The organism is Streptomyces sp. NPDC052236, from assembly GCF_044548015.1.
Lineage (GTDB): Bacteria > Actinomycetota > Actinomycetes > Streptomycetales > Streptomycetaceae > Streptomyces.
In genome coordinates, this window is record NZ_JBIUBL010000004.1 from 223,630 (window position 1) to 236,475 (window position 12,846).

10 protein-coding genes are annotated in these 12,846 nt (G+C 68.9%); all 10 read left to right on the forward strand.

Annotation, left to right across the window (positions count from 1 at the left end):
• Positions 1-9 precede the first annotated feature (9 nt).
• The 10 genes from rplU to ACIHCQ_RS09800 all read left to right on the forward strand — a co-directional run bounded on the left by rplU (position 10) and on the right by ACIHCQ_RS09800 (position 12,710).
• Complete coding sequence (rplU, locus tag ACIHCQ_RS09755; RefSeq protein ID WP_399659635.1) at positions 10-330, forward strand: 50S ribosomal protein L21; 321 nt, start codon at positions 10-12, stop codon at positions 328-330.
• Between the two features lie 14 nt (positions 331-344).
• Positions 345-599: a 50S ribosomal protein L27 gene (gene rpmA / locus ACIHCQ_RS09760; RefSeq protein ID WP_399659638.1), complete on the forward strand. Its 255-nt coding sequence runs from the start codon at positions 345-347 to the stop codon at positions 597-599.
• A 124-nt stretch (positions 600-723) separates the two neighbouring features.
• Positions 724-2,160 (forward strand): GTPase ObgE, encoded by a 1,437-nt coding sequence (obgE, locus tag ACIHCQ_RS09765; protein WP_399659641.1) that lies wholly within the window; start codon positions 724-726, stop codon positions 2,158-2,160.
• 241 nt (positions 2,161-2,401) lie between these two features.
• Positions 2,402-4,519 carry a glycosyltransferase family 4 protein gene (locus ACIHCQ_RS09770; RefSeq protein ID WP_399659644.1) on the forward strand — a complete coding sequence of 706 codons (2,118 nt, stop codon included), beginning with the start codon at positions 2,402-2,404 and terminating at the stop codon, positions 4,517-4,519.
• A gap of 225 nt (positions 4,520-4,744) precedes the next feature.
• Positions 4,745-6,244 carry an SDR family NAD(P)-dependent oxidoreductase gene (locus tag ACIHCQ_RS09775; RefSeq protein WP_399659647.1) on the forward strand — a complete coding sequence of 500 codons (1,500 nt, stop codon included), beginning with the start codon at positions 4,745-4,747 and terminating at the stop codon, positions 6,242-6,244.
• Positions 6,245-6,490: 246 nt separating this feature from the next.
• A complete protein-coding gene (locus tag ACIHCQ_RS09780; protein ID WP_399659649.1) occupies positions 6,491-8,599 on the forward strand; it encodes a hypothetical protein in 2,109 nt (702 codons plus the stop codon).
• Positions 8,600-8,768: 169 nt separating this feature from the next.
• Entirely contained in the window at positions 8,769-9,875 is a 1,107-nt protein-coding gene (gene proB / locus ACIHCQ_RS09785; protein WP_399660032.1) for a glutamate 5-kinase, read from the forward strand.
• 134 nt (positions 9,876-10,009) lie between these two features.
• On the forward strand, positions 10,010-10,543 hold the full coding sequence (locus ACIHCQ_RS09790; RefSeq protein ID WP_399659651.1) for a hypothetical protein: 534 nt from the start codon (positions 10,010-10,012) through the stop codon (positions 10,541-10,543).
• Between the two features lie 121 nt (positions 10,544-10,664).
• Positions 10,665-11,957 carry a glutamate-5-semialdehyde dehydrogenase gene (locus ACIHCQ_RS09795; protein WP_399659653.1) on the forward strand — a complete coding sequence of 431 codons (1,293 nt, stop codon included), beginning with the start codon at positions 10,665-10,667 and terminating at the stop codon, positions 11,955-11,957.
• 141 nt (positions 11,958-12,098) lie between these two features.
• Positions 12,099-12,710 (forward strand): hypothetical protein, encoded by a 612-nt coding sequence (locus tag ACIHCQ_RS09800; protein WP_399659656.1) that lies wholly within the window; start codon positions 12,099-12,101, stop codon positions 12,708-12,710.
• Positions 12,711-12,846: the final 136 nt, after the last annotated feature.

A 12,846-nucleotide genomic window follows, 5' to 3' on the forward strand; every position in this document is an offset into this window, starting at 1 on the left:
AGAGTCCGCGTGTACGCCATCGTGCGCAGCGGTGGTCGCCAGCACAAGGTTGCTGTCGACGACATCGTTGAGGTTGACAAGATTCCCACCGCCAATGTTGGCGACACGGTCGAGCTCTCGACCTTGCTCCTCGTCGACGGCGACGCCGTGACGAGCGACCCGTGGGTGCTGGCCGGCCTGAAGGTCACGGCCGAGGTCGTGGACCACCACAAGGGTGTGAAGATCGACATCCTTCGCTACAAGAACAAGACCGGCTACCGCCGTCGCCAGGGTCACCGCCAGCAGTACACGGCGATCAAGGTCACCGGTATCCCCACGGCTGCGAAGTAAGGGACTGAGAACACATGGCACACAAGAAGGGCGCATCGTCCACTCGGAACGGTCGCGACTCGAATGCTCAGCGGCTCGGCGTGAAGCGCTTCGGCGGTCAGGTCGTCCTCGCCGGTGAGATCCTGGTCCGCCAGCGCGGCACCCACTTCCACCCGGGTTCGGGCGTCGGTCGCGGTGGCGACGACACCCTGTTCGCGCTGAACGCCGGTGCGGTGGAGTTCGGCACGCACCGTGGCCGCAAGGTCGTGAACATCGTTCCGGTCGCCTAGTCATCAGGCACCCGTAGAGCGATTTTCCTGCGAGGGGCGGACCTCACTTCCCGGATATCGGGAAGTGGGTCCGCCTTTCGCGTGTTACTAGAGTGATATTTCCGTACGTACTGGAGGCACAACCATGACCACCTTCGTGGACCGCGTCGAGCTGCATGCCGCCGCGGGTAACGGGGGCCACGGCTGCGCCTCCGTTCACCGGGAGAAGTTCAAGCCGCTCGGCGGCCCCGATGGCGGCACCGGCGGCCGTGGCGGTGACGTCATCCTGGTCGTGGACCAGTCGGTGACCACGCTCATCGACTACCACCACAGCCCGCACCGCAAGGCCACCAACGGCCAGCCCGGCGCCGGCGACAAATGTTCGGGCAAGGACGGCCAGGACCTGATCCTGGCCGTACCCGACGGCACCGTCGTCTTCGACAAGCAGGGCAATGTGCTCGCCGACATGGTCGGGCACGGCACCACGTTCGTCGCGGGCAAGGGTGGCCGCGGCGGCCTCGGCAACGCGGCGCTGGCCTCGGCGCGGCGCAAGGCCCCCGGGTTCGCGCTGCTCGGCGAGCCGGGCGAGACCCGTGACGTCGTCATGGAGCTCAAGACCGTCGCCGATGTGGCGCTGGTCGGTTACCCGAGCGCGGGCAAGTCCTCGCTGATCTCGGTGCTCAGCGCCGCCAAGCCGAAGATCGCGGACTACCCGTTCACGACGCTTGTACCGAACCTGGGCGTCGTCACCGCGGGCTCGACCACGTACACGATCGCGGACGTCCCCGGTCTGATCCCGGGCGCCAGCCAGGGCAAGGGCCTCGGCCTGGAGTTCCTGCGCCATGTCGAGCGCTGCTCGGTGCTGGTGCACATCCTGGACACCGCGACGCTCGAATCCGACCGGGACCCGGTCTCCGACCTCGACATGATCGAGCTGGAGCTCAGCCAGTACGGCGGCCTTGACGACCGGCCGCGGCTGGTCGTGCTCAACAAGATCGACATCCCGGACGGCAAGGAGCTGGCGGAGATGATCCGCCCGGAGCTGGAGAAGCGCGGCTACCAGGTCTTCGAGGTGTCGGCGGTCGCCCACACGGGACTCAAGGAGCTGTCGTTCGCCCTCGCCGGCGTCATCGCGGAGTCGCGTGCCGCCAAGCCCAAGGAGGAGGCGACCCGGATCGTCATCCGCCCGAAGGCCGTCGACGACTCGGGCTTCAAGGTCACCCTGGAGGAGGACGGCCTCTACCGCGTGCGCGGCGAGAAGCCCGAGCGCTGGGTCCGCCAGACCGACTTCAGCAACGACGAGGCGGTCGGCTATCTCGCGGACCGGCTCAGCCGCCTCGGCGTCGAGACGGAGCTGATGAAGGCGGGCGCCCGCGCGGGCGACGGCGTGGCCATCGGACCCGAGGAGAACGCGGTCGTCTTCGACTGGGAGCCGACGATGATGGCGGGCGCGGAGATGCTCGGCCGCCGTGGCGAGGACCACCGTCTGGAGGCCCCGCGGCCTGCGGCGCAGCGCCGCCGGGACAGGGACGCGGAGCGGGACGACGCGGACAAGGAGTACGACGAGTTCGACCCCTTCTAGCCTTCTGGAGACCACCCTTCTGGGCGCGTCTCCAAGACCGACACTCCGGCCGGGCACTTCGTGCCCGGCCGCAGTGCGTGTCGGACACGGCGCACCACGAGTCGTGGGGTACGCGTAGTCCGGCGTTTCTTGTGTGTTCGCCGGATCGACACAACCATAGGAGTCCGTCGCCTGTCTGACCGGCGTGACGGGGCTCCGCGCCCCCTCCCGCCTCTTGATCCGAACGGAGCACCAAGGGCCGATGAAGATCTCCTTCCTCATCCATACCGTTTACGGTATTGGCGGGACGATCCGCACCACCCTCAACCTCGCCGAAGAGCTGGTGAACCGGCACGAGGTCGAGATCGTCTCGGTCTTCCGGCACCGGGACGTCCCGCTCTTCACCATCGACCCCCGCATCACCGTCGTGCCCCTGGTGGACACCCGGGCGAACTCGCCGTCCAGTGAGAAGGAACACCCTTTCCAGCTCCAGGCCGCCTCGTTCTTCCCGCAGTACGAAGCGCGTTTCAAGGAGTACAGCCGCCTCACCGACGACCGCGTCCGCGAGCACTACGCCGACTCCGACGCCGACATCGTCGTAGGCACCCGGCCCGGACTCGTCGCGTACGTCGCACAGTTCACCCCTGACCGCGTGATCCGCATCGGCCAGGAACACATGACCCACAACCACCACAAGGCCGCGCTGCGCGCCGAGATGTACGAGCATCTCGCCGCGGTCGACGCCTTTGTGACGGTCTCCGAGGGCGACGCCGCGGTGTGGCAGGAGAAGATGCCGCTGCCCAGCACCCGCGTGCTCGCCATCCCGAACAGCGTCCCCGAGCCGCAGGTCGCCCCGTCCGACGGCACCGGCAAGACCGTTGTCGCGGCCGGCCGGCTCGCCTCGGAGAAGCAGTACAACGTCCTCATCGACGCCTTCGCCAAGGTCACGGCCGTACGGCCGGACTGGGTGCTGCGGATCTACGGCGGCGGCGACCAGCGCCCCAGGCTCCGCGACCAGATCCTGCGCATGGGCCTCTACAACAAGGTCCACCTGATGGGCTCGCACTCGCCCATCGAACCGGAGTGGGCCAAGGGCACCATCGCCGTCTCCACCTCCCGCCACGAGTCGTTCGGCATGACGCTGGTCGAGGCCATGCGCTGCGGCCTGCCGCTGATCTCCACCGACTGCGACTACGGGCCGCGCGAGATCATCAACGACAGCGTGGACGGCCTCCTCGTCCCGGTCGGCGATGTGAAGGCCATCGCCGACGCGCTGATCAGGCTGATCGACGACGAGGATCTGCGGCGCCGGCTGGGCACCGCCGCGCGGGAGAGCGCCCGCCGCTTCGACCCCGCGCAGATCGTCAAGGAGTACGAGAACCTCTTCGGCGAGCTTGCCGAGCCCGCGGCCAATCGCGCCGCCCTGGCCCTCGCCAACGCGAACTCCCCGGCGAACATGTACGGCGGCGACGCGGACTTCGCGCCGGTGGCCGACTGCGTGGTGGGTCCGGACGGTGAGCTGACCATGACACTCATCGGCCCGCGACCCCGCCCGGAAGCCCGCGACGGTGACAGTGACGGTGAAGGTGACAGCGGGCTGCGCCTGCTCTGCGCCCGTACCGAAGGCAGCACCGATGTGTGTACATTCCCCTTCGGCCCGGACGGAGCTGTGACCCTCCCGGCCGGCGAGCAGTTCGGCGAAGGCGTCTGGGACCTGTTCGTCGAGGTCGCGGCGACCGGTTCGCGCGCCCGCCTGCGCAGCCGCAATGTCGACCAGCGCGGCGCGATGCACGCCGCCGAGCGCCTGGTGCCGGGCGCGGCCGTCCGTAACCTCGTGCCGTACGTCAGCAAGGCCAAGAACACGCTCGTACTGCGGTCCTGGGTCAGGCAGGTTCACGCCGAGGCCGCGGACGTCCAGCTCGCCGGCAAGAAGCTGACCCTCTCCGGCCGCCTGCTCGGCGGCGGTGGCGGTGGCGCGGGCGCCGTCCCGTCCGGCGCGCCCGTACTCGTACTGCGCCGTCGCGGCAAACCCGCGCGTGACCTGACCTTCACAGGACGGTGGGAAGATGCGCATGTCTTCCGCTTCACGGTGCCCTGTGCCCAACCGGCCGCGCAGCAGACCACCGCACACGATGTGTGGGACGCCCTGCTGCGTTATGCGCCCGATGCCGAACCCGTGCGAATCGGGCGGGTACTGGACGACGTCGTGATGAAGAAGGACATCTACAACTATCCATTGACGATTCTGCCCAAGAAGAGAAAGGGAAGTCTGGCGCGGGCGGTCGCCAAGAAGGTTCTGAGAAAGCCGCAGAAGACAGTCCGGGTGCGCTTCTTCTACACGGACTCCAACGATCTCTCGCTCAACGTGGTTGATCTGTAGAGATTCCCCGGGGTGGGTGGGACGAATTCCCAACGCCCTTATCACGGACGTTACTTATGTGGCCTCGGTCACCTGAACTGTCGTCACGCGCGACGGGATCAGCCTGATTACAAGGTGAACGGCGGGTTTCTCCGGGGTGTGGGGTGGAAGGCTCCCGCCTTGCCAGACGGTAACTGAGAGTGCAACCATCGGAAATGTTCCCCAGTCCCACAAGGTAGGTCGTCTGTGTCTGTGCAGCACATAGCCAAGTCCCGGACCACAGCGGTCGTGCTCGCCGGTGGTACCGGTCAGCGTGTGGGTCTCTCGATCCCCAAGCAGCTGCTGAAGATCGCCGGCAAGGCTGTCATCGAGCACACGCTGACGATCTTCGAGCGCGCCGAGTCCATCGACGATGTGATCGTGCTGATGGCGCCGGGTTTTGTGCCCGACGTGGAGAAGATCATCGCCAGGGCCGGACTGACCAAGGTGACCCGCGTCATAGAGGGCGGCGCCACGCGCAACGAGACCACCGAGCGCGCCGTCGCCGCGATCGGTGAGGGACTTGGCGAGGGGGAGGACCGCAATGTCCTCTTTCATGACGCTGTCCGTCCGCTCCTGTCGCAGCGTGTGATTCAGGCGTGTGTCGATGCCCTGGAGCGCTATCAGGCCGTCGATGTCGCCATCCCGTCCGCGGACACGATCATCGTGACCCGCACCCACGGCGAGGACGGCGAGTTCATCACCGACGTCCCGGACCGCTCGCGGCTGCGCCGCGGCCAGACGCCGCAGGCATTCAAGCTCTCCACCATCCGCAGGGCCTATGAGATCGCGGCCGGCGACCCGAACTTCCAGGCCACGGACGACTGTTCCGTGGTGCTGAGGTATCTGCCGGACGTGCCCATTTACGTGGTCGCGGGCGACGAATACAACATGAAGGTGACTCAGCCGGTCGACGTATTCATCGCCGACAAGCTTTTCCAGCTGGCCACCACCCAGTCCCCGCGCCAGGCGGACGAGGCGACGTATCAGGAACTGCTGAACGGCCGGACGCTGGTCGTCTTCGGCGGCTCGTACGGAATCGGCGCGGACATTGCCGCGCTCGCCGAGAAGTACGGCGCGAAGGTGTACGCGCTGGGCCGCTCCACCACCGGCACGCATGTCGAGAACCCGGAACATGTGGATGACGCGCTGTCGAAGGCGTACGCCGAAACGGGCCGGATCGACTACGTCATCAACACCGCGGGCGTGCTGCGCATCGGCAAGCTCGCGGAGACGGACCACGCGGTCATTCAGGAAGCGCTGAATGTGAATTACCTGGCGCCCGTGCAGATTGCCCGCGCCTCGTACAAGTATCTGGCGGAGACCAAGGGCCAGCTGCTGCTCTACACCTCCTCCAGCTACACCCGGGGGCGTGCCGAGTACAGCCTCTACTCGTCCACGAAGGCGGCCATGGTGAACCTCACCCAGGCCCTCTCCGACGAATGGGCGGCCGATGGAATTCGCGTCAATTGCGTGAATCCGGAACGCACCGCGACCCCGATGCGCACCAACGCGTTCGGCGCGGAGCCGACCGGCTCGCTGCTCTCCTCCGAGACGGTGGCCAGGGCTTCTCTGGACGTACTGCTCTCCGAGCTGACCGGCCATGTCATTGATGTACGACAGCAGGATCCGACCCGTGGCGCGAGTGAAGCCTCCGGGTTCGAGCAGGCATTGGCATCCGTCCTGGACCGTCAGGAAGATGTGTAATGATCGCCGATAACTGAATTGTCCGGCCTCCGTGTTCGCAATGGTGCGAATCGGTGAATCGACGCATCAGCCCATTAACGAATGAGCGCATCGGTGAATCGGTACACCGATGAATCGGTGCACCGCAGAGGCCATGATTCGTGAAGTTTATCCTTCTTATGCTTCGCGTTTGCCATCCAATGTAGTAAAACCGGCACCCCCTGGAGCAGGTTCTTCGTGATTTCGACCGCCATTCGCCTGGCCCGAGTGGGCAGCGGAGCAGAATTGGTCGCCGCAGTCCTTCTGGGACTGGGCTTTCCCTGCGCGCTGTTCGCCGCGCTGCTTCCGAGTTTCTGGGGCTTCGTCGCGGCCATCGGCGTGACCTATGCCGCGGACTGGTATCTGCATCAGCGCGGCAGCTATCTGGTCAACAGACTCAACAAGATCAAGTTCGGTCTGCCGATGCACTTCCTGGTGCGTGAGCTGCTGCTGATCCTGCTGCTGTCCCGGCTGGACATGGCCGAGGAGACCCTCTTCTACCTGGCGGTCGGCGGCTTCCTGCTCCTCTTCGGCATCCAGGCCCCGCACGGCGCCCTGACCGCGCTGATCAAGCTGCGCCGCACCATGCCGGTGGTCACGCGCAATGTCGACCTCGGGGCCCTCAAGATCCCGGACGCCCCGCCGAGGGCCCTGCTGCACCGGTCCGCCGAGAAGCTGCTCCACCTGGACATTCCCGCCGTCGCCGGCGTGCTGATCGCCATCCGGACCGACGAGAACGTCGTCGCGTACGTCGGTCTGGGCCTCGCCGTCGGCCTGGCCGCGCTCTACACCTGCGCCCTCGTCCGCTACATCCTGGGCAACAGGCGCGTACCGGCCGCGCCCAGGGTCCTCAAAGGCATCGACACCTGGCTGCGCGAGTACCGCCCGGACGTGGCCCTGTACTTCTCCGGCTCCGAGGACTCCGCGTACCAGGTGAAGATGTGGACCGAGACGCTGGAGCAGCTGGATGCCCGGCCGGTGATCATCCTGCGCGAGCGCTACATCGTGCCGCAGCTCGAGTCGACCTCCGTCCCGGTGATCTGTGTGCCCGGCGGCATACACCTGATGAACATGGATCTGTCTACGATCCGCGTGACCCTGTACCCCGCCAATGTCGGCAAGAACGTCCACATCCTGCGCCAGCCGACCATGAAGCATGTCTTCGTCGGGCACGGCGACAGCGACAAGGTGGCCAGCATCAACCCGTTCAGCAAGGTGTACGACGAGGTGTGGACCGCGGGCCGGGCGGGCCGCGACCGGTACGCCCTCGCCCACATCGGCGTCCGCGACGAGGACATCGTCGAGGTCGGCCGCCCCCAGCTGGCCCCCATAGCGTCCTGGACCGGCGCGCCGAAGAACCCGATCCCGACCATCCTGTACGCCCCCACCTGGGAGGGCTGGGACGACAACCCCGGCAATACCTCCCTGCTGCTGGCGGGCGAGAACATCATCAGGCGGCTGGTCGACGCCGAACAGCCGGTCCGGGTGATCTACAAGCCGCACCCCTTCACGGGCAACCGCAGCGCCAAGGCCAAGGCCGTCCACACGCGCATCATGGCGCTCATCGAGAAGGCCGCCGCCGCGCGCGCCGCGGAGCCCCGGTGGCAGAAGGAGGCGAGTGCGGCACAGGCCGACCAGGCCGCCGCACGGGCCACGCTGGCCCGGGTCGAGGCGCGCCTCGCCGAACTGACCAAGCCCGGCCGTCCCGGCGGCGACGAGTCGGAGACGTCACGGGTGTCGCTCGCGGACCCGCAGCGCCTCGCCGAGATCAAGAAGCTGCGGGCGGAGTGGAACGAGGCGTACTGGCGCTCGTTCGGCTGGTGGGAGCACAAGACGGTCACCGGCACCGAGCCGCCTCTGTACGACTGCTTCAACGAGGCGGACGGCATGGTGTCCGACATCTCCAGCGTGGTCTCGGACTTCATCGCGAGCGGCAAGCCCTACGCCGTGACCGACTCGGCGGAGCTGGGCGCCGAGGAGTTCAAGCGGCAGAACACCGCCGTACGGGCCGCGGTCGTCCTCTCCAACAGCGCGGCGGAACTGGACGAGTTGCTGGCCGCCGTCGCCGACCCGGCCGCTGACACCCTCGCCGGGGCACGGCGCGAGCTGAAGAACTATCTGCTCGGCCCCGACGAACCCACCTCCATCGAGCGGTTCAACGCCGCGGTGGCGGCGCTGGCGGCCCGCGCGGAGGCGCGGAACGCCCAGGTCGCGCAGCAACTGATCAAACTGACGGACGCAGTGGGCGAGGCAGGGGAGGGCACGGCCGGAGAGGACTCGGTCGGGGAGGACCCGGACACCGCGGTACCCGGCCTTGACTCGCCCGTCGCCGGATGAACGCCGAGGCCGACGGGGACGCGGACCGCCTGACCAGGCCGTCAACCCGGCTGTCAACCCGGCCGTCTGTCCAACGGCCGGAATGCGCGCGCACCCCCTGCCTGCCCTGGCATAGATTCGGGCTGTGACAGAGGCAAGACAGCAGCCAAGCCAGCAGCCGAGGCAACAGGTGACACAGGCCCACAGGATCGTCGTCAAGGTCGGCTCGTCCTCCCTGACCACCGCCTCCGGCGGGCTCGACGCCGACCGCGTCGACGCCCTCGTCGACGTACTCGCCAAGGTCCGCAGCGGCGGCGAGAAGGAGATCGTGCTCGTCTCCTCCGGTGCCATCGCCGCGGGCCTGGCACCGCTCGGCCTGGCCCGCCGGCCCAGGGACCTGGCCCGCCAGCAGGCCGCCGCCAGCGTGGGCCAGGGCCTGCTCGTCGCCCGCTACGCCGCCTCCTTCGCGCGCTACGGCGTACGCGTCGGCCAAGTCCTCCTCACCGCCGACGACATCAGCCGCCGCGCCCACTACCGCAACGCCTACCGGACCATGGACCAGCTCCTCGACATGGGCGCCGTCCCCGTCGTCAATGAGAACGACACCGTGGCCACCGACGAGATCCGCTTCGGCGACAACGACCGCCTCGCCGCCCTCGTCGCCCATCTCGTACGCGCCGACCTGCTCGTCCTGCTCTCGGACGTCGACGGTCTGTACGACGGGGATCCCGCCAACCCCGGCGCCCGGCGGATCGAGGAGGTCCGCGGCCCGGCCGACATCGCGCATGTGCAGACGGGCAGCCCGGGCAAGGCAGGGGTCGGCACCGGCGGCATGGTCACCAAGGTCGAGGCCGCCCGGATCGCGGCCGCCGCGGGCGTCCCCGTCGTCCTCACCTCCGCCAGCCACGCCGCCGACGCCCTCGCGGGCCGCGCCACCGGCACGTACTTCCACAGCACCGGACGCCGCTCCGCCGACCGGCTTCTCTGGCTCGCCCACGCCTCCACCCCGCAGGGCTCGCTGACCCTGGACGACGGCGCGGTACGGGCCGTGGTGCACGGCAAGAAGTCGCTCCTGCCCGCCGGAATCGCCGCGGTCGAGGGCGAGTTCAACGCCGGGGACCCGGTCGAGCTGCGCGACGCGGCGGGCCGGGCCGTGGCCCGCGGGCTGGTCAACTTCGACGCCAAGGAGATCCCGCAGCTGCTCGGCCGCTCAACCCGGGAACTGGCGCGGGAACTCGGGCCGGAGTACGAGCGGGAAGTCGTACACAGGGACGATCTGGTCGTCCTGAGCCCCTGAATCGGCTGAAAGTCCGGGCTTCTGGCCGAGACCTTCAGCAAAACCGCCCCACGTCCGGCCCCGGGCTGGTCAACTTTGTTTCGGGGGCATGGCGGGGTACCGCAGGACCACACACTTGCGACAGGAGGCCGCCGGTGAGACGAGCGCGCCCAGGGGATGTGCCCCGCGGGACAAGGGGCATCCACCACGCCCGTAGGGCTGTGGGCGAAGAACGGGCCCTGACCAGCGTCGGAGCGGGCGCCGATTTCGGCGACGCGGGCGCGGAGGCAGGGGCCGCGGAGGGGGCTGCGGGGGCGGAGACGGCCGTGCAGGGCGAGGAGCGCGTGCTCTCCAAGCTGTGGCACATCACGCTCAGCGTGTCGGGGGCCGAGGCCCCGCTGAAGGAGGTCCGGCGCGGTCTTGAGCAGCTCGCGCACGACCATCCCTTCCTGCTGACCAGCCGGTACGCCAACGACCACGCGGAGATCCGCTACTGGGAAGAGGCGCGGGACCTGCACGACGCCGCGGCGGTGGCGCTGCGGCTGTGGGGCGAGCACCGCTCCACAGCGCAGCTGCCGCCGTGGGAGATCGTGGGCCTGGAGGTCATCGACCGCCAGACGTACCACCAGCGCGTCGCGGAGGGCTACGGCCCGCCACCCGCGGCCCGGGTGGGCGTACACCCCTTCTGAGGTCCTTCTGAGGTCCGGCTGAGGCTCCATCCGAGGTTCCTTCTGAGGGTTCCGCGCCGCGGTCGTCTCGCAGTGCGGAATACGTGCGGAACGCCCGCGGCGGGAGCACTACGCTGCGGGTATGACGTTGCCCTCGCCGCTTTCGCCGTACGACAACCTCTCCCCGGTCGCCCAGGCGGCCTACCGGGCTCGCGCCGCTTCCGCCGACCTCGCGCCCCTGCCGCGTTCGGCGAAGGACGACGCCCTGCTGGCGATCGCGGACGCCCTGGAGGTCCGTACGAGCGAGATCGTCGCGGCCAACGCCGAGGACATCGCACGCGCCCGCGAGGCGGGCACCAGCGAGACGGTCATCGACCGGCTCACCCTGACTCCGGAACGGGTGCGGGCCATCGCCGCCGACGTGCGCGCCGTGGCCGCGCTGCCCGACCCGGTCGGCGAGGTGGTGCGCGGATCGACGCTGCCCAACGGCATCGACCTGCGCCAGGTGCGCGTCCCCCTCGGCGTCGTCGGGATCATCTACGAGGCCCGCCCGAACGTCACCGTGGACGCCGCCGCGCTCTGTCTGAAGTCCGGCAACGCCGTGCTGCTGCGAGGCTCGTCCTCCGCGTACTCCTCCAACGCCGCACTGGTGAAGGTCCTGCGGGACGCGGTCGGCGGCTCCGGCCTGCCCGCCGACGCCGTGCAGCTCGTACCCGGTGAAAGCCGCGAGTCGGTACGGGAGTTGATGCGCGCCCGCGGCCTGGTGGACGTACTGATCCCGCGCGGCGGCGCCAACCTGATCCGTACGGTGGTCGAGGAGTCCACCGTCCCGGTCATCGAGACCGGCACCGGCAACTGCCATGTGTACGTGGACGCCGAGACCGATCTCGACATGGCCGTCAACATCCTGATCAACTCCAAGGCGCAGCGGCCCAGCGTCTGCAACGCCGCCGAGACGCTCCTGGTCCACCAGGACATCGCGGCCGACTTCCTGCCGCGCGCCCTGGACGCGCTCGCCGAGGCCGGGGTGACCGTACACGGCGACGAACGGGTCCTGGAGTACGCCGACGCCACCAAGGCCACGGTCGTCGCGGCCACGACCGAGGACTGGGAGACCGAGTACCTCTCGTACGACATCGCTGCCGCCGTCGTCGACTCGCTGGACGGGGCCGTCGCCCACATCCGGCTCTGGTCCTCCGGGCACACCGAGGCCATCGTGACCACGTCACAGGCCGCGGCCCGCCGCTTCACCCAGTTGGTGGACTCCACGACGGTCGCTGTGAACGCGTCCACCCGGTTCACCGACGGCGGCCAGTTCGGATTCGGCGCCGAGATCGGGATCTCCACGCAGAAGCTGCACGCGCGCGGCCCCATGGGCCTGCCGGAGCTCACCTCCACCAAGTACATCGTGACAGGCGACGGTCACACCCGGTAACACGCATCGGCGGAGGCTGCGGCGGTGGCGTGGCGCGGTGCCCGGCGCCTGCCAGGCACCACCGGTGTGTGCCGGGTCACCTGGGCGGGAGAGTTCCGACTCGCCCTGCCCAAACCGACCTCCCCGGTCTACTCTGAATGCGTGCCGGACGACGTGGGGGGCAGGCCGTTCCCGGACGGCTGGGAACCCGATGACGACCGCGGAGGCGCGGACGAGGACTTCGCCTCCGTGGTGTTTGACGAGGACTTCGTACAGGCCGCCACGATCCATGAACCGACCGCTGTCGAGCGGCTGCTCTCAGCTGCGCAGGCCCGCGCCGAGGCCGAGGGCACCCGCGCCCGCCCCGGCGGCGGACCGGCCGACGACGAGTCCTACGACGACGGCTACGGCCCCGGCGAGTACGGCCGGGAGCACGCGTACGGCGACGAGGACGCGGACGGCGACCTCGCCGGACCGTACGGCCGACACGGCGGAGCCCTGCGCCCCTACCGCGGCAGCGCCCGCTGGCACCGCCCGGTGGCCTGGATCCTGGCCCTGGTGATGGGCATCGGGATGGTCGCCCTCGCCTTCACGGCCGTGTACCGGGGAGCCGCGGGCAACCGCCAGGACCGAGTGCCGCCGCCCGCCACGACCGGCGTCGAACCGACGCCCGGAAGCAGCGCCGCGGGCGACCGGATCGGCAGGCCGTCGGTCTCCGCGGAGTACTCGCCGCACTCGCCGCAGCCCGTCCCGGTCGAGCCCCGCAGCCCCTGAACAGCAGCCCCTGAACAATCGCCCAACACCCCCTGGGCGCCCCCTCGGCACCCTCTGAAACACCCCCTCAACGACCGTGTGAAAACTGGTCACCGTTTTAAGTGTTTGTCGCGTACCAGCGCGTTTATCGTGGCCC

Excerpts from the sequence above, each read along its gene's own strand:
- rpmA (WP_399659638.1), top strand. The coding sequence starts at position 345 with ATGGCACACAAGAAGGGCGCATCGTCCACTCGGAACGGTCGCGACTCG.
- obgE (WP_399659641.1), top strand. The coding sequence starts at position 724 with ATGACCACCTTCGTGGACCGCGTCGAGCTGCATGCCGCCGCGGGTAAC.
- ACIHCQ_RS09795 (WP_399659653.1), top strand. The coding sequence starts at position 10,665 with ATGACGTTGCCCTCGCCGCTTTCGCCGTACGACAACCTCTCCCCGGTC.
- ACIHCQ_RS09770 (WP_399659644.1), top strand. The coding sequence starts at position 2,402 with ATGAAGATCTCCTTCCTCATCCATACCGTTTACGGTATTGGCGGGACG.